The organism is Marinomonas mediterranea MMB-1 (assembly GCF_000192865.1).
Taxonomy (GTDB): Bacteria; Pseudomonadota; Gammaproteobacteria; order Pseudomonadales; family Marinomonadaceae; genus Marinomonas; species Marinomonas mediterranea.
In genome coordinates, this window is sequence record NC_015276.1 from 3437616 (window position 1) to 3456317 (window position 18702).

Below are 18702 nucleotides of genomic sequence, written 5' to 3' on the forward strand. Positions count from 1 at the left end.
GGACTTAACACTTCACAACTAAATTAATAAACAATACGTTTTTAGAATTCGCAACTTGTAATTAAGGGATCACTTAATGGCGTCAGATACACAGAGCAAGCTTGATTCTCTATATCACCACATTAAAAATGTCATTTTATCTCGTCAACACCCTGTAACAGGCCTTTTTCCCGCTAGCACCAGTGTCAATAACCACGGTGACTACACGGACGCATGGGTTCGAGACAATGTATACAGTATTCAAGCGGTGTGGGCCCTTTACTTGGCTTACAAACGAGCCTCAAATCCCGACAAACGAGCGCACGAATTAGAATATACGTGCATTAAAATGATGCGCGGTTTGTTATTTGCAATGATGCGTCAATCACCGAAAGTAGAAGCATTTAAACACAGCTTAGATCCGATCGATTCTTTACACGCGAAATACGACACGAAGACTGGGCTAGAAGTCGTTGCGGATGACGCGTGGGGTCACCTTCAAATTGATGCCACAAGTTTCTATTTACTAACGCTCGCACAAATGACAAAAGCTGGAAGCAAGCTCATCTATAATCGCGAAGAGCTGAACTTCATACAGAACCTCATTTACTACATCTCTCGGACCTATCGCACGCCCGATTACGGTATTTGGGAACGAGGCAACAAAGTAAATAACGGTAAAGCTGAAATAAATGCCAGCTCTGTAGGAATGGCAAAGGCGGCGATGGAGGCTTTAGATGGCCTCAATCTATTTGGAAATGACGGCCCTGAATGGGCCGTTATACATTCTTTCGCAGATGCCGTCGCTCGGGCAGGTTCCGTTCTGCAATCACTTCTGCCTAAAGAATCACGCTCTAAAGAAGTCGATGGCGCGCTGCTAAGCATCATCAGTTTTCCTGCCTTTGCGTTAAACGATGAAAAGCTCACGCGAAAAACACGAAAAGAAATCTTAGATAAACTGGGTGGAAATTACGGCTGTAAGCGATTCTTACTAGACGGTCACCAAACCGTGATAGAAGATCACAGTCGAATTTACTACGAACACGATGAGCTGATTAACTTCGAACACATAGAATCCGAATGGCCATTATTTTATACCTATCTATATATTGATAGGCTCTTTGCTAGAGACTGGGAGAGTGCCAATTTCTACCGCTATAAGCTCGAAGAGTTAATGGTTGAAAGGGATGGAGAAAGACTCCTCCCTGAACTCTATTATGTGCCAGAAGACAAGATTCTTGCGGAAAAAGAGAAGCCAGGTTCTCAAGAGCGGCTACCAAACGACAATCTCCCCCTAGTATGGGCGCAAAGCCTATATTTGGTCGGCAAAATGATTGACGAAGAACTCATCACGACGGATGACTTGGACCCTCTTGGTTTACATAAAGTACAGCATAATAGAAAATCCGTCTCTACCTCGATGGTGGTCTTAGCTAAGAATGAAAAAGTAAAAGAGCAACTGGTGCAAGCAGGTTGCCTATGCCAAACCATTGATGAAATTGCCCCCGTTGGTGTCATAAGCTCGGAACAATTAATAGAGCTTTATCACTATCTTGGCGCCTCGGACAACCTCGGCCTAACGGGCCGACCTTCACGTGCATTAAACAGCTTAGCGACTTCTCAGCCTTTCACTATTAATGACCAGAACTACCTTTGTCTTTCGTGGATTCAAAATGAAGATAAAGACTACACAAAAACAGACCCAACCCTGTTTAAAGAACACATTCAGAATGAGTTAAAAATCATTGATTCGCACTGGTATTACCCAGCAAACGCAGTATTTACAGTGCTCATCGATGATGCAATGTGTGAAATGCCAAACAGCTCAGAGTTATTAGACTTTATCCGCCAGTTACAAAATCACGAATGTGATGAGTTTCATGTCACGCCTCAATCAGCGAAAAATGCATTCAAGTCTGGTTCTAGGCGGTCTATGACAATAAAACCAACGAAAGATCGTCAATTAGGCGCACGTTTTGTCGTGAGTGAAGAGCCTTGGCCTATTGACCGTACCGTAACCGAGGTGGATTGCTCCCATTTATATGACCTTAATACTGACTCGCTTTTGTCGAAGCTTCTGGATACCCCTCCTCTCCCCTTAGCAATCGAAACGCTAGTAGAGTTGGGGCATAGACGCGCGTTAATGAATACCATCCCGAACTCGATGCCAGCAGTTACGGCCTATAAGGTGATGGATTCAGTCTACGTTGAAGCGCTTTTACACGGTGATTGGTACTCGGTTAGAAGGTTGTTTTCTTTGATGATTAAACCGTCGACGGATTTGGCGACCTATATCGCGGACATTACCGTGCGCCAACGAGTACTGGTATTAGGCGATTCTCAAGAGAACGAAACTCACATCTCATCGCCATTGCATCAAAAAGAAATTTTAGACTTAATACACCATGCGTCGTCCTCCAGCCTAACCATGGTCTTACACCATGAAATTATCTCAATTGCTGGCGCGCTTATAAAAATCCACCCTGAGTATTTTGATGGTGTCCGTACCATTCGAATTCATAGCTTAGCGCTACTGTGTGCTCGTCAACTTGATTCGGAAGATACACGACCCTCTATTGATATTCTTGCGAGTGCGACCCCTTATGCGCTATATCAAGCACTGAAAGCCGTATTGATACAGAAACATGAGGACTTTACCCACGTAGCAACAAAACTCCGCTACAATCAAAGTGTTAATAGCACCGATGTCAAAATGAAGGACGTCGATTGGTTCGATTGGCGAACAGAGCAAGGGCTCATCACGAAATTACCAGAAGACATGCTGGCGCAACTGTGGGATTCTCTTAGTCACGCACAATACATTGTGTTCGGAGACACACAGAGTAATACCATATTGGATTGCAAACGCACGCTGAGTTCGATGACGCCCGGTGAAGATACCTTCGCCTTACTCGTAGAATCACTGACATCAGACATTCACCCTAGCTGGTATAAGAGCCTTATATTTGAAGCTCTGTATGCATTTATTCAGTTCTGCGAGCAGCACAAAGGAAATATTCTATTGAGCGAGGTGAATTTACCCGTTCTTGTTTCACAAGCTGCGCATGATAGAGCTAAAGAAGTGAAGCAAAAGCATCCAGAGCAAAGCACGGAAGAAATAGCGCTAGACGAGTTCGCACAACTTACCCCAAGCAAAGTAGGACAATACCTTCGCTGGGCAGTAAGTAAGCAACACAGCCAACAACACCAAGCGTAAAAACGATTAAAGTGTGGTGCGTCAAAATCGCTATATAGGATACATCTAATAATAAATCTCAGGTTGGAGAAGTAAATGGATCTGTTTGAAGACATTGTAAATGCCCGCTGTTCCGACCCTTTCGGATTCCTTGGCCTACACTGGACTGAAGAAAAAGACTTGAAACTTAACGTTTGGCGACCTGATGCCGTCGCGATCGATGTACTTGCAATCGACGCAGACTCAGTCATTGGGAAAATGAATTTAAACACTGACAGCGGACTGTTCTCTTGTCAGTGGTCGGATAAAAAAACGTTTTTCCACTACCGTCTCAGAATCACATTCTCAGACGGCAATACTGCAACCTTCGTCGATCCTTATCAGTTTAATCAAGCAACGTTTGCTGATCCTGAGCATCACAAAGCAACCCTTTACCAAAAAGAAGGCGCTCTGTTTCAAAGTGCGCCAGTAACGGATTCTCTAGCGATCGATGGAACTCGATTTGCTGTCTATGCCCCCGCAGCTCGTTCAGTATACGTCGTGGGCGACTTTAACGGCTGGGACGGCCGTATCCATCCGATGTCGAGCAATGGCGACGGAGTATGGCGACTCTTCATTCCTGATGTCCGAGATGGCGCGAAATATAAGTTTGAAATCAGAGCAAAATCAGGCGACCTACTGCCACATAGAACCGATCCCTTTGCAAAACGAATCGAGCAATTTCCTTCATTTGCCAGTGTCGTACAGGAATCCCAGTACCACTGGAATGATGAAAGCTGGATGTCGCGACCTATATCAGATATTTACGAAGAAGCGGTCAGTATATATGAGGTACATCTCGGCTCTTGGAGAAAGAAAGAGCACAACGAGTCGCTTACTTATCTAGAGTTGAAAGAGCAACTTGTACCGTATGTTGTCGAAATGGGTTATACGCACGTAGAACTGCTACCTGTTATGGAGTACCCGTTTGATGGGTCTTGGGGTTATCAACCTGTTGGCTTATTCGCGGTAACGTCTCGATACGGCACACCAGACGAATTCAAAGCGTTAATCGATGCATTCCATCAAGCTGGAATCAGTGTCATTATGGATTGGGTTCCAGCGCATTTCCCATCCGATAGCCATGGGCTCGCGAACTTTGATGGAACCCATCAGTACGAGTACGAAGACCCGAAAAAAGGCTGGCACCCCGAATGGAACTCTTTGATCTACGATTTTGGTAAAGAACACGTCGTTGACTTCCTAATCAGCAACGCAAATTTCTGGTTAGAGGAATACCATATTGACGGCCTGCGAGTCGATGCGGTTGCATCCATGTTGTATCTGGATTACTCACGCGAAGACGGCGAATGGATTCCAAATGTTCATGGCGGCAATCACAACTACGAAGCGATTGCGTTCTTGAAACAACTGAATGAGACGGTTTACTTGAACCACCCACGTTGTTTCACAGTTGCAGAAGAGTCTACCGCCTTTTCAGGCGTGTCTAAACCGACCTATATGGACGGCCTAGGGTTCGGGTTCAAGTGGAATATGGGCTGGATGAACGATACCTTAGAGTATATGAAGAAAGACCCGATTCACCGTCAATACCATCAGGGTGAGCTCACCTTCTCCATGGTATACGCCTTTAATGAGCAGTTTATGCTGCCTATTTCACATGACGAAGTGGTTCATGGAAAAGGCTCTATGATCGACAAAATGCCCGGCGATGGCTGGCAGAAGTTTGCAAACCTTAGGGCGTTCAATGGCTACATGTTTACTCACCCCGGTAAGAAACTAAACTTTATGGGGAACGAATTTGCTCAAGGTCAAGAATGGAGCCACACTAGATCCCTAGACTGGCACTTGCTCGATATCGATTACCACAAAGGGCTACAAACACTGGTCAAAGACTTAAATCACCTCTATACCGGTGAGCCTGCGCTGCAACTAGATCACGATTATCAAGGATTTGAATGGCTTTCTTATGATGACAGTCAAAACTCCATTCTTGCTTACGTAAGGCAATCTAAGGCAAAAGATGAATTACTGATCGTTGTTGTGAATTTTACACCAACACCTCACAAAGGTTACCGGATAGGTGCGCCAAAATTAGGGCGCTATGACCTGATTTTAAATACTGATGCCTCTATCTATGGTGGAAGTGGGTTCCACACGGCACAAACGCTTGAGGCTGAAAGCATTGAAAACCACGGTAGAAACGACAGTGTCATGCTCGATATTCCACCACTTTCAACTGTAATCTATAAATGGAAATCTTAGTTTTATCCGTGAACTGAGAGCTAACTGTCAAATGGGGAAAAAAGTGAATCAGCGAAATTCTGTCAAATCTGCCAATAGGAGAGCATTATGCCATTAGCTCCGTTAGTTCGATCAGGCAGCCCGCTCCCACTAGGAGCGAATGTCACGGATGAAGGCGTGAATTTCGCTGTCGCTTCAGAAGACGCTACCCAAATATACCTTTGCTTGTTTAACGAGAATGATGAAGAAGAGCATGTTATACCCTTTGTTTCACATCATCGTGGTATATGGCATATGGAAGTTCTTGGCCTTAAGGAAGGGCAGCATTATGGGTTTCGCGCAGAAGGCACCTTTTCACCAAAAGACCAGCTCATGTTTAACCGGCATAAACTACTGATTGACCCCTATGCCAAGTCTCTTACAGGCACATTAGAGTGGCATCCAGACCTGTCAGCTATGTACTCTGATGGGCATTTCAATCCTATTGATACCGCTCACTACGTCCCAAAATCAATAGTCAAAACAATCACGCGACCAGACGATGCACCCGCTAGAGTTAGCGTTAAAGGTGCAGAACGGAGCTTATACGAGCTACACATAAAAGGCTTTAGTAAGAACCTTGAAGTTTCTCCAGAGTTAAAAGGCACTTATTTAGGCGTTGTCTCGGAACAAGGTATTTCTCATCTAAAAGAGCTTGGGGTTACAACCATTCAACTTATGCCTTGTTTTGCATTTGCCAATGAAAGGCACCTACAAAAATTAGGGTTACAAAATTATTGGGGCTACAACCCAATTAACTTTTTTACACCAGACCACAGATACGCGGTAGAAGACCCTGTCATTGAGTGTCAAACAATGATTATGTCACTCAAAAGAGCAGGTTTTGAGGTCATTATCGATGTTGTCTACAACCACACCGCTGAAAGCGAGTTAGATCAAGCGAGTTTCAGCTTCAAAGGACTCGATAACGCACGTTATTATCGTCACGAAAATGGCGAATACTTGAACTACACAGGTTGTGGGAACTGTGTAAACACCTACCATCCAGCAGCAGTGCGATTGATCTGCGACAGCATGCGTTACTGGGTTGATGTCATGGGCGTAGATGGTTTCAGATTTGACCTAGGGGTCGACTTAGGACGGGAAAAACACGACTTTTCATCAACTTCTCCACTGTTGCAAGCCATTTTACAAGACCCTGTATTAAGTGAAACCTGTTTAGTCATGGAGCCTTGGGACATCGGCCCGAACGGCTATCAAGTCGGTAACTTTCCACGAGGTTTTCTAGAGTGCAACGACAAGTATCGAGACATAGTCAGACGCTTTTGGCGCGGTGATGAAGGAATTGTTGGCGAATTCGCAACACGATTTATGGGCTCTCGTGATGTATTCCACAAAGGCTATAAGTGTGCATTACACTCGGTAAACTACATCAGTTATCACGATGGCTACACCTTGCATGACTTGGTCTCTTACCACAGACGCCATAACCATGCGAATATGGAGAACAATCGCGATGGTCATGGCGATAATATCAGCCAGAACTTTGGTGTTGAAGGACCCACTTCAGACAACCGCATTAAAGCGCAAAGGCTAAACCAACAGCTGTGTTTTTTAGCAACACTACTCTTGAGTCAAGGCACTCCTCATATTTTGGGAGGTGATGAACTATCGCACACCCAACACGGCAACAACAATGCCTATTGCCAAGACAATCAAACGACGTGGCTAGGTTGGCAAAATAGCGATGAAAGAGAGCAATTACAAAGCGCGATCAAAACGCTATTAAACTTGAGAAAAGCCTACCCTGTACTTGCAGAAGTATTTTTGGAAGACGACCCGCTTTATCAATATAAAGAGTCAGATAAAGTAGAATGGGTCAATGAAGCTGGACGACCTATGTCAAATGAAGACTGGTCAGAAAGCGAAAGAGATTTTCTATCGGTATTGTTTACCACTTCGGACCTTTCATCCCGTTTATGGTTGATATTCTATCGAGAAGATCAGGTGTTAGACGTACCGCTTATAAAAAATGCACGCCAGCATCAGTTACTCTTCTATACTCCAGGGGTTGCCATGAGAGACAACCACCTACATATTACTGAACGTAGCGTCGCTTTGGTGAAACTGCTACCTTAGAGTCCCAAAAACAAACTACTGCTTTCAACCTCAATTTCAGATCCGCGCGAATCGGGTCTACACTTACAGAGTCATCCAAAACGTTAGCTTGCTCTCACAAGGCGCTCGCTAACGTTGCCAATCTTAATAGATTTGGAGAATGCGACTTACCCAGTTAGCACGAGGACTTGAGAATGAAAAAGACAACACATACCACAGAACCCTTCTATCTAGAGCTCGGTCAATTAACCCGTCAATGCGTGAACCACCTATCCCCCTCATTTGACCGTTTACCGAATAATCCGTACGCCGATGGCAGCTATCGCATACGACGCTATTCTAGGTTTTGTTTTCTACAAGGGCACCTAGAGCATTTGCCCACGCACCCCTTTGTTCAAGATGAAAGCATCAACCACTTTCAGGGCAACGTAGTAAGACGATATGAGGAACTTGAAGGCGTCGTGATCGAAGATCCCATGTTCCTTGAGATGTTTGAACACTTTAAACATATGTCGGGGGTCGAATACGGCACACATATCGAAGTCCACCAGCTGCGTATCTTCGCAGATCATCAAAAAGCAGAAGTCGCCCCTGAAGGTATCCATCAAGACGGTTTTGATCGAATTGGCATCTATGTAATTCAACGGCATAACATAGAAGGAGGCAGCATTAACGTCCATTTAAGTGAAAACAGCCCAGCTTTTATTAGCCACGCATTCGATCATGGTGAATTCGTTATCCTTAATGATAAAAAATTCTTTCACAGTGCAAAAGCAATCGAACCGAGTGACGGCGATTTAGGCTATATGGACGTCTTTGTTTTAACTGCGAATTTATATCACTAACACTCTCGTATCATTGAATTCGAGCGTCAAAACAACGAGGGCCATGAAACTTTTAGATTAATTTTCATGGCCCTATCCATCTGTTTTACATAGGTTTTTAATAATTATTCAATTAAATCGATTTACCGACTAAAACATAAGCGACTAGGACGCAAGATAACTACATGCTATAAAGGGATAAGAGCAACGTTATTAAGGTGTTTGATTGTGGTAGATGTAGATATTCCAGCGTTTAAAGCGGTTGATTCACAGGATTCAGGTAAGAAGAAAGCACAAGTAGATAAAAACATCTCAAAAAAACGAGTCTTAATTATTGAAGACCTCGGAGAAATGAGGTTAATGCTTAAGTCCCTGATGACAAGTCTAGGCTACCAGAAGATAGACATTGAGCCTTCTGGGCAATCTGCGATAAAACGTGTTCTGGACATTAAATACGATATTGTTCTATCAGACTTTAATTTAGGTGGTTCGATTGACGGCCAGCAAATTCTTGAAACAACTCGTAAGACCTACTCTCTAGATCATTCTACCATTTTCATTATGATCACAGCGGACACCGCCTATGAAGCGGTCGTTAGCGTATTAGAGTACCAACCAGATAGCTATCTCGTTAAACCCTTTCCGCCACAAGCCTTTATACGACGACTTGGAAAAGTTCGTCAGCAGAAAAAAGTCTTTGAGCCATTAAATAAAGCTCGAATGGATCAAGATTATGAGAAAGTCATAGAACTGGCAAAAGAAATTAAAGCAACCCTTCCTCAGTATACTCATCTTTGCCAGAAATCAATCGGCGAGGCTTTGTTCGCGCTCCAACGTTACAAAGAAGCAAAAACCCACTATCTTGTCATCATCAAGGAACACAAGAACCTCGCATGGGCGCACTACGGCATTGCTCAGTGTGAGCTAAAATTAGGCGCCATTGTCGCCGCCATAAAAAGCTTAGAGCAAACCATTACTTTAAGTCGGCACTTTCTCTCTGCTTACGACACATTAGCCGATGCACATGAAAAGCTTGAAAATTACGAACAGGCTCAAATCGCGCTAAAATCAGTCCTCGAAGTATCTCCTCGATCGATCGAACGAAGCAAACGACTCGCAGAGCTCAGTACTAAAGTCAAAGACTGGCAGATGGCAGAGTTCGCTTACTCTCGCGCTATTCGTTTGTCACGAGACACGGAAGCAGAAACCTATGACCTTTATTACGGGCACCTTCAATCTATAACTCAAATGATTGAAGAAGGTTCCGATGTAAAAAAGCTCAACGACAAATTTAAGCGCTCGCTTACACGCCTCAGAATTATAGGCAAACAAAACCCGACGGCCGTCTCGAACTCTTTTCGTATTGAAGTTCAACAATACGTAACCCGAAACCATGTGGGGGAAGCAGTAAAATCTTGGAAAACATGGCGCAGACTCATGGATGATGGCATGGCCGCACCGCTAACAGAGGCTCAAGAATATACACTTAAAAAGCGTTTAGGTTTGCAATAGCGACAATTTGCAATAGCGACAATAAGTGTAAATTAAACGTATTCCTTTCATGGTACACTCTTCTTATCAAAAGTGGGTACAGAGGGCTATTTACCTATTGAGCAGCCCCCACTCATTCGACCGACTTGTCTCATACTATAAACCCACTTGTTACTTAGCAGTAAACCACTATGCATTCAGAACATCCTTTTTCACAACTCATTCCTGACGTTATTATCGACGCTGTTGAGTCTTCATCAGACCAATATACTAATTACCAAATATACCCACTAAACAGCTATGAAAATCGAGTGTACCAAGTCGGAATGGAAGATGGCCCCGCCCTTATCGCTAAGTTTTATAGGCCAGATCGCTGGAGCAATAAGCAAATTCTAGAAGAGCACACAGCACTCTCACTACTAGAAAAAAAAGGCGTGCCTGTAGCCGCCCCCTTAGCATTCAACGGCCAAACCTTATTTGAGCATGCGAATTTTCGACTCAGCCTGACTAACAAAGTGATCGGTAATGCGCCCGAGGCAGAAGATTTAGATGACCTATTTCAAATAGGGGAACTGATTGGCGAAACCCACAGTGTACTAACCAAACTCCCTCTCATAGGGCGACAGTCTCCTTCGCTAATTGAAAGCATTGAATCTCAAATCAAGTGGTTACTCGCAAGCCCTAGTGACGTATCAAAAACACAAACAAGTACCCTACCTCATGCATTGCAGAAAGAGTTTATCACTCTATTCGATAGCCTCATGCAAATGAGTAAAGACGTGATGAGTCAATCAGGTTCGATACAGCGACAAACGATACATGGCGACTGCCACGCATCTAACTTATTGAAATCCATTACAGGGATGGTGCTACTCGACTTCGATGATATTCAAACGGGGTACCCTTGTCAGGATATTTGGTTGCATCTTACCGCCAAAGAACACCACCAACAGCAATTGAGTGAATTAATTGAAGGGTATGAAAGCCACCACCCATTCGATAGACGTAGCCTTGCGCTTATTGACGCTTTCAAACTAGAACGAACCGTAAGATACGCGGCTTGGTTAAGCCAACGCTGGAATGATCCAGCTTTCCCCAAAGCCTTTCCCTGGTTTGGTACTCAAGACTATTGGCTTGGGCTACGAAAAGAATTAATCGATCTAAAGGCTCAATGGCGAAATGATACAGAATAACTCAACGGGCGCTAATTTTAATAGCCTTAATCTCAACAAATAAGCACTCTCAACAACAATACTATCGATAATTAAATACTCTCAGAGCGCACGCTGACTTCAATTAAATTATTGTCAGGATCATTAAAATAAACGGATATAATCGTACTCGTTGCGCCTGTTTTCTCAACAGGTCCCTCGAGAATGCTTACCTGTTTGGCCTGTAAATGTGCCGTAATCTCTTCTACTTTCCAATCGGAAATAAGACATAAATCTCCGCTGCCTTCCAACGCGTGATTTCTAAGTTCTTGTCCAGCCGTATGGAAGTTTATTTTTTGATTTCCAAATTTTACAGCACGCCGCCCATTACTGAAGGTTACCGCTTCCATCCCTAGCACGTCCTCATAGAACCGAACCGATTGCTCAACATCAGCAACCGTTAGAACTATATGATCAATATGACTAATCACGCTCCCACTCTCCTTTATTTTGCTTACGGGAAACAAAGAATGAGTCTTCTAAACTTCCCTAATTATGCTACGAAGAGAGGCGGACAAAAACAAGCCCTTTTTTGTTTCTGGGATGTACGTCACCGTTTCAATAAAACGTCTAAAGAGATAAGGCCTGCTGCCAATCTCTCTTTGTCTGACTTACATAATTTTTTGACACGATACTCTAGTTTTGATGCCTCACTTTTTGACCCGACTTGCTCATGCCAAACCAAAGAAAGGGGCCCTTTTCCACGCAAATAGCGAGCCCCTTTTGAACCACCAGAACAATGTTCAAGAAAACGACGCTCTACATCCGTCGTAATCCCAGTATAAAGCGTATTCATGCAGGTTCTGACCAAATACAGAGACCAATCGTTCAACTTAGTTTCCTAGAATCAAAATTAACGTTGCGGCGGTCAATCCACCCATAACCAAATTAAATATACGCCTACGTGAAGGTGTGTCGAGCCAAATACGTATTTTCGCTCCTGCTCCTGCCCAAATCGAAATAGCGGGGAACCCAAGTAACGCAAAGGCCAACATTATCATTACTCCAGATTGAGCGTAAAGCTCACCCTGCATCGAAAATGTACTCACACTCCCAAGAGCCATCATCCAAGCTTTGGGGTTCACGAATTGAAACAACGCCGCTTCCCACCAACGCAAAGGCCCTCTTGAAGAGTGATCCGCCTCGTTTAACTCAACAACGGGTGACGTTGCAATTTTATACGCTAACCAGAGTAGATAAGCACAGCCAATGACATTCAAAATCGAATACAACACCGGATACAAGGTGAACAGAGCCCCGAGTCCGAGTAAAGTACAAAGTAATAACATCGCCACCCCCGTCACAATACCAAGAATGTGTGGTAATGTTCTGATGAAACCATATTGCGCCCCAGAGGCCAGCAACATGACATTGTTTGGCCCTGGGGTAACAGAAGTAATAAAAGCAAAGACAGCAACGGCAAAAACTAAGGACACGTCCACAGCTTACCTCCTTAATAGCGTTTACGGTTGTGGAAAAATGGCACGTCAAATACCAGCTCTTTTATCAAAACAATGCAATTTGCTTTCGCTATTTCTTCATTTAAGGCGTTGGCATGAAGTCCAACATCTTTTTGTTGCAATACGCTAATATTATTAAGCTGCTTACGTGTTTGATACTTTAGGAAGCAGTCCTGAACGTGGTTAAACAATGCGATAATAAGCATAATAGCCCCCTCTACGTTTACGAATGATTAAGGAAAGTTTCTTCGCACCTCCCTTAAGGAACTCGTTCAGTTTAAGGCTGTAAGCAAATATTCGTTAGACTCAGAGAAGCATACATCTCGACATACAGTTCACTTAAATTCAATCTGTATGGTTATTTTTCCCTTTTTCTGTATGCTTATTACAAAGTAAATTTAGGTGTATATTTAATTGTATGGTCGAAACTAATACACGGAGCGAGATATGACACTGTACTCACAACTTGCTGACAGATTGAGAGAGCACATAAAACTTGGGTTCTTTAAAAGTGGCGACAAATTACCTTCCGTCCGCCAATTGGCAAATGAACACGGTGTTAGTATCTCAACCGTTCAAGAAGCTTACCGTACTTTAGAAATGGAACAGCTTGTTGAAGCTCGACCTAAATCGGGCTATTTCGTTCCTGAAACAAGTCATGTCATCAGCATGCCTAAATTATCGCGACCACCTCAAAGACCACTGGATGTTTCTTTATGGGAAGATGTTTTAAACATGCTTTTAAGTCGTGAAAAAGAAGCATTTTGTCAACTACAACATGCCATGCCTGATATGCAGTCAAAAACATTAAAACCGCTACTTAAATCGCTGTATGAACTCAATAAAAATAGACCTCATGAAGGTATGGTCTATGGAGATGTTCGCGGGGATTACAGTCTAAGAGAGCAACTTACAAGGCTAACCGCCGCATCAGGCTGTATTTTACACCCAAATGACATTGTCATTACCTCTGGATGCCAGGAAGCACTGTCAGTGTGTTTAAAGGCCGTCACAAAGGGAGGGGATATCATCGCGGTCGAATCGCCCGGCTTTTATGGTGCTATGCAGGCCATAAAAGCCGCTGACCTAAAAGCACTTGAGATACCTACTGACCCAAGCAACGGTATGAGTATAGAGGCATTACAACTCGCTTTAGACCAATGGCCAATAAAAGCGATTTTGGTAACACCGACTGTAAATAATCCACTTGGCTACGTGATGCCTGAAGAAAAGAAAAAGGCCTTATACCAACTTGCCCAAGAATATGACATTGCCATTATTGAAGACGATATTTACGGCGATATGGTTTACGAATTCCCTCGTCCAAAATCAATCAAAGCCTATGACGAAGATGGCCGCGTCTTGTTGTGCAGCTCTTTCTCAAAAACGCTTGCTCCTGGATTCAGGGTTGGTTGGATTGCGCCAGGTCGGTACCGAAATAACGTTACGCATATCAAATATGTTAGCAGCTCTATGTGCCCTACTCTGCCTCAAATCGCCATTGCTAACTTTATAAGGCAAGGCGGGTATGACAAACACATCAGAGTAATGAGGAAACACTACAAAGAAGCCCGAGATAAGATGCTAAATGGCATTAAAACGTATTTTCCAAGTGACACACTGGTAAGCTATCCAGAAGGGGGGTTCGTCTTATGGGTCGAACTGCCAGAACGATACGATGCGGTAAAGCTTTCAGAAAAAGCACAAGAACACGGAGTACATGTGGCGCCAGGCCAGCTCTTTTCTGCGACCGGAAAATATCGCAATTGCTTACGATTAAACTACTGCGATAGAACACCAGAAATTCGGCTGGAAGCCCTAAAAATACTGGGCAACATACTGCTAAATATGAACACACTCGAGACAAAACAACAAAAAAAACGCGCTTAAAACAATCAGAGGCATTAGATATCTTAACGACTTCTTTTTATCAAAAGCACTTTGCCAGATTCGAATCTCCATGCTATATGTAACTTTATGTTAAAACGTGACTAAAATGTAACTGATCAACTTTTGTTCTTTTCTGAACCGAACTATACTTAATCTAAAGTAACCTAGTCTTCGCAAATGCGAGGAGGATAAATACATGAGTATCGGTGGAATTTCAGGCTCAAGCTATGCGAGCTCAAGTGCAACACAATCCTTAGCAAGCTCGTCGCAAAGCCTAGCAAGTGGCCTACGTATTAACAGCGCATCTGATGATGCAGCGGGCCTTGCGATTGCGAATCGCCTTACAAGTCAGATTGACGGAAACGGTCAAGCGGTTGCAAACAGTGTTTCAGGTATTTCTGCAACGCAAATAGCACAAAGCGGACTCGAATCGGTGACAAATGATCTTACGTCTCTAAGAGAGTTAGCGGTACAAGCTGGCAATGGTATTTATTCCGATTCTGATCGTCAGGCGCTTCAGCAACAAGCAGATGAACTGATTGCTAACATACAAGACACAATCGATCAGACTTCATTTGCAGGAACAGATTTACTGTCCGAAGACGGATCGATTGACTTTCAAGTTGGAGCCGATGCTGATTCAACGTTGGGCGTCACTACCAATGACCTTGCTAATACACTGACTGGAACGGGATTATTTTCGTTAGATATTACAGATCAAAGCTCATTAGATACAGCTTTGACAGCAATTGACGACAGTATTGATAGCGTTTCAAGTTTGCAAGCTGACTACGGCGCAACAGAAAATGCATTTACCAGTCGAGTTGATTCTCTGCTAGCAGCGCAAGAAAATGAGTCTGCTGCTCGCTCTCGTATTCAAGACACTGACTATGCCGCTGCTGTAAGTGAACAAATTGCCGCAAGCATCAGAGAACAGTCCTCCGTTTCTGTACAAGCGCAGGCAAATGCAGACGCAGGACGAAGCTTAAGCTTATTATTAGGCTCTTAGCAAAAATTGTTCCTAAGAAACAGCTCAAAACCAGTAGTGTTAGCCTGCACTACTGGTTTTTTATGTCTAAATATAAAGCACTCTTTTTCTAAAATTGATATCTAAAATTTATAGGCAATACCAAACACCCCTGACCAAGCACTGTCTTTGTCAACAATAGGACTGTCTGTAATGCCAGCCCCCAAATGTGTATATGACACAGAAGTCAATGTTACCCAGCTGTCTGTCAGTTGATACAAGTACTGCACGCCCAAAGACGTTAAAAGTGCACTCTTGCCCTTATATGCCGCCAGTTCAGAGGTTGCTTCTGAAGCACTCACACCATAATAGTAATCTACAATGTCCTCACTTTGGAGTGACAGCTCTACACTCGGTTTTAAAAGGCCACCTAAGGCACGCATGGGTTTCGCTACTGAAAACGACAACTCATAACCATTGTGCGTATCACTGACATCCGTTATTCCAGACACTCCATATTCTGCAAATTTGGTCTTTGTACTCCAAGTCAGCCCTAAATCGATCGCATCATCCGGTGTATCAATTGCTCTCAACGCGGCATTTGATGAGTCAAAAGCACTGTCTCGGCTAGACAGAAGAAAACTCAAGCTGTCCGTTTCATTTAATTCAAAGGCCAAGCCAATTCCGTCTTTTGATATGGAGAAATTACCATACTCTAGTTTTGCATAAGGATAGAGCTTAAGGTCATCATCATCTTCCCCAACAATCACACTCTCAGAAGACACCACCGCTGCGCCCAACATAGCCGAAAAGTCTGTAGCGTAAACAGACTCACCACAGATCATTCCAATACTGGTTAAACCGAGCTTGCCATAACGCTTCATTTGACCCGCGAAACGCTTTGAATGAACCTCGCAATGATTCGACATCAAACGCATACCCTGCTCCTTTTTATCTGTGTAAATAATCAGCATTCAAGATGAATTGCGTAAATACTAACCTTCATACGGTCTATTGCAATATAGCGATTCGTCATTCTGAAAAGACTCGCTTTAGATCCTTATTGGACAAAACATCACCTAGAAAACGATAACTAAATCCCATCATCAACGCCAAAAGTAAGACTAAAGTCTCAATTCGAAAAATAAAATCAAGTGCTAGGTTATAAAAGCGGAATTTCTGAAAGTCGTTCATTTAGCGGTATTTCAATGATCCGTTTCCTACATAAAAATAATAAAAGGGGTACAAACGTGTCCGATCATACTGAAAATCAAGAAAATTACTGGCGAGCAAATGTGCGTCTCATTGCTGGCTGTCTCATCATATGGGCGTTAGTTTCCTATGGCGGTGGAATGATATTTCGCCCTCTTTTGTCAGGTATTCCTGTTGGAGGTACTGACCTAGGTTTCTGGTTCGCTCAACAAGGCTCCATCATTACCTTCATTCTAATCACCTTTTTCTACGCCTGGAAAATGAATCAGCTAGACAAAGAGTTTGGCCTAGACGAGGAGTAATAGAATGAGTCAATTCACAATAAACCTCATATTTGTTGGTGCATCCTTCGCGCTGTACTTTGGAATTGCAATTTGGGCGAGAGCAGGGTCAACAAAAGAGTTCTATGTAGCAGGCGGTGGCGTCCACCCAGTTATGAATGGGATGGCGACGGCAGCAGACTGGATGTCCGCGGCCTCCTTTATATCCATGGCGGGACTTATCGCAGCAGGAGGCTATGCTAACTCAACTTTCCTTATGGGTTGGACGGGGGGTTACGTCCTACTGGCCATGCTGCTAGCACCTTACCTAAGGAAGTTTGGTAAATTTACGGTACCAGACTTTATTGGCGATCGCTTCTACAGCCGCGCAGCCAGACTAGTGGCTGTTGCCTGCTTGATCACAGCATCCGTTACCTATGTCATTGGGCAAATGACAGGCGCAGGTGTCGCGTTCTCACGCTTTTTAGAAGTAGGCAAAGATACTGGCCTTATCATTGCTTCAATCGTCGTATTCTTCTATGCGGTCTTAGGAGGAATGAAAGGCATTACCTACACTCAAGTAGCACAATATTGTGTTCTTATTGTGGCGTATACCATTCCGGCCGTGTTTATTTCTCTACAACTAACCGATACGTTTATTCCTGCATTAGGTTTATTCTCCAATCATGTCGAGTCTGGTATGCCGCTTCTCCAAAAATTGGATGAAGTCGTTCGAGAGCTCGGTTTTAGGGACTATACCGCCGATGTAGACAACAAATTGAACATGGTCTTGTTTACCCTATCATTGATGATAGGTACAGCAGGCTTGCCACATGTCATTATTCGTTTTTTCACCGTACCAAAAGTAGCGGATGCTCGCTGGTCGGCTGGCTGGGCTCTTGTCTTTATCGCGCTTCTCTACTTGACGGCACCTGCGGTTGCATCAATGGCACGCCTAAATTTGATGACCACGATTTATCCTGAAGGGCCGACCGAACAAGCTATTCGCTATGACGAACGACCTGACTGGATTCAGACATGGGAAACGACCGGGCTTATTAAGTACGAAGACAAAAACGACGATGGAAGGATACAATTCTACAACGATACACCCGCCTTTAAAGTGCAAGCAGAAGAACGTGGTTGGGACGGCAACGAACTCACCGTAAATAGAGACATACTGGTCCTAGCAAACCCAGAAATAGCGAACTTACCTGGTTGGGTAGTGGGTTTAATCGCCGCTGGCGGCCTTGCTGCTGCGTTATCCACTGCCGCTGGACTTTTGCTTGCGATTTCATCGGCCGTGAGTCATGACGTAATCAAAGGGTCGATAAACCCAGATATATCGGAAAAAGGAGAGCTTTTAGCAGCGCGAATATCCATGTTTGTAGCAATCGTCGTCGCGACTTTCCTAGGGATGAATCCACCCGGTTTCGCAGCACAAGTCGTCGCTCTTGCATTTGGTATTGCTGCCGCGTCTATATTCCCTGCACTCATGATGGGCATATTCTCCAAACGCGTAAACAGCACAGGGGCGGTAGCAGGTATGCTAGCAGGGATCTTATCCACCCTTGTGTATATCTTTACTTACCTCGGGTGGTTCTTCATTCCTGGAACCAATATGCTTGCGAATACGCCTGACAACTGGTTATTTGGCATCTCACCACTTTCTTTTGGAGCCATCGGCGCTGTAATCAACTTTGCCGTTGCTTTCGCGGTCTCATCCGCTACAGAAGAAGTTCCGAGTGAGATTCAAGACCTTGTGGAAAGCGTTCGCTACCCTAAAGGGGCTGGTGAGGCTGTTGATCACTAATCGTTGAGTGAATGCCTAAGCAGTAACTAACTAAAGA

Annotated in this window: 15 protein-coding genes; 10 read left to right on the forward strand and 5 right to left on the reverse strand. The window is 43.9% G+C overall.

Annotated features, from left to right (window positions below; all coding sequences use genetic code 11):
* The first annotated feature begins 76 nt into the window (after nt 1-76).
* From MARME_RS15715 to MARME_RS15740, 6 genes are all read left to right on the forward strand, one after another.
* Entirely contained in the window at nt 77-3196 is a 3120-nt protein-coding gene (locus tag MARME_RS15715; protein ID WP_013662247.1) for a glycoside hydrolase family 15 protein, read from the forward strand.
* Nucleotides 3197-3271: 75 nt separating this feature from the next.
* The gene (gene glgB / locus MARME_RS15720; RefSeq protein ID WP_013662248.1) at nt 3272-5440 is read left to right on the forward strand and encodes a 1,4-alpha-glucan branching protein GlgB; all 2169 of its coding nucleotides are present in this window, start codon (nt 3272-3274) and stop codon (nt 5438-5440) included.
* Nucleotides 5441-5527: 87 nt separating this feature from the next.
* The gene (gene glgX / locus MARME_RS15725; protein WP_013662249.1) at nt 5528-7558 is read left to right on the forward strand and encodes a glycogen debranching protein GlgX; all 2031 of its coding nucleotides are present in this window, start codon (nt 5528-5530) and stop codon (nt 7556-7558) included.
* A 173-nt stretch (nt 7559-7731) separates the two neighbouring features.
* The gene (locus MARME_RS15730) at nt 7732-8382 is read left to right on the forward strand and encodes a 2OG-Fe dioxygenase family protein (RefSeq protein ID WP_013662250.1); all 651 of its coding nucleotides are present in this window, start codon (nt 7732-7734) and stop codon (nt 8380-8382) included.
* A 207-nt stretch (nt 8383-8589) separates the two neighbouring features.
* Entirely contained in the window at nt 8590-9873 is a 1284-nt protein-coding gene (locus MARME_RS15735; RefSeq protein ID WP_013662251.1) for a response regulator, read from the forward strand.
* A gap of 170 nt (nt 9874-10043) precedes the next feature.
* Nucleotides 10044-11045: a serine/threonine protein kinase gene (locus tag MARME_RS15740; protein ID WP_013662252.1), complete on the forward strand. Its 1002-nt coding sequence runs from the start codon at nt 10044-10046 to the stop codon at nt 11043-11045.
* A gap of 71 nt (nt 11046-11116) precedes the next feature.
* Here MARME_RS15740 and MARME_RS15745 read toward each other — a convergent pair whose 3' ends face one another.
* The 4 genes from MARME_RS15745 to MARME_RS15760 all read right to left on the reverse strand — a co-directional run bounded on the left by MARME_RS15745 (nt 11117) and on the right by MARME_RS15760 (nt 12729).
* A complete protein-coding gene (locus tag MARME_RS15745) occupies nt 11117-11494 on the reverse strand; it encodes a VOC family protein (protein WP_013662253.1) in 378 nt (125 codons plus the stop codon).
* Between the two features lie 119 nt (nt 11495-11613).
* Nucleotides 11614-11895: a GIY-YIG nuclease family protein gene (locus MARME_RS15750; RefSeq protein ID WP_013662254.1), complete on the reverse strand. Its 282-nt coding sequence runs from the start codon at nt 11893-11895 to the stop codon at nt 11614-11616.
* 1 nt (nt 11896) lies between these two features.
* Nucleotides 11897-12505 carry a LysE family translocator gene (locus MARME_RS15755; RefSeq protein WP_013662255.1) on the reverse strand — a complete coding sequence of 203 codons (609 nt, stop codon included), beginning with the start codon at nt 12503-12505 and terminating at the stop codon, nt 11897-11899.
* An 11-nt stretch (nt 12506-12516) separates the two neighbouring features.
* Complete coding sequence (locus MARME_RS15760) at nt 12517-12729, reverse strand: hypothetical protein (RefSeq protein ID WP_013662256.1); 213 nt, start codon at nt 12727-12729, stop codon at nt 12517-12519.
* Nucleotides 12730-12970: 241 nt separating this feature from the next.
* Between MARME_RS15760 and MARME_RS15765 the strand changes: the two genes are divergently transcribed.
* Together MARME_RS15765 and MARME_RS15770 are read left to right on the forward strand one after the other, a co-directional pair.
* Nucleotides 12971-14413: an aminotransferase-like domain-containing protein gene (locus MARME_RS15765; protein WP_013662257.1), complete on the forward strand. Its 1443-nt coding sequence runs from the start codon at nt 12971-12973 to the stop codon at nt 14411-14413.
* A 196-nt stretch (nt 14414-14609) separates the two neighbouring features.
* Nucleotides 14610-15422 carry a flagellin N-terminal helical domain-containing protein gene (locus MARME_RS15770; protein ID WP_013662258.1) on the forward strand — a complete coding sequence of 271 codons (813 nt, stop codon included), beginning with the start codon at nt 14610-14612 and terminating at the stop codon, nt 15420-15422.
* 101 nt (nt 15423-15523) lie between these two features.
* On the opposite strand, the gene MARME_RS21565 is transcribed toward MARME_RS15770, so the two are convergent.
* Nucleotides 15524-16318, reverse strand: a complete 795-nt coding sequence (locus MARME_RS21565) for a MipA/OmpV family protein (protein WP_013662259.1) — start codon at nt 16316-16318, stop codon at nt 15524-15526.
* Nucleotides 16319-16630: 312 nt separating this feature from the next.
* Here MARME_RS21565 and MARME_RS15785 point away from each other — a divergent pair, with 312 nt between their 5' ends.
* Entirely contained in the window at nt 16631-16894 is a 264-nt protein-coding gene (locus MARME_RS15785; protein ID WP_013662260.1) for a DUF4212 domain-containing protein, read from the forward strand.
* Nucleotides 16895-16898: 4 nt separating this feature from the next.
* Entirely contained in the window at nt 16899-18665 is a 1767-nt protein-coding gene (locus MARME_RS15790; protein WP_013662261.1) for a sodium:solute symporter family protein, read from the forward strand.
* Nucleotides 18666-18702: the final 37 nt, after the last annotated feature.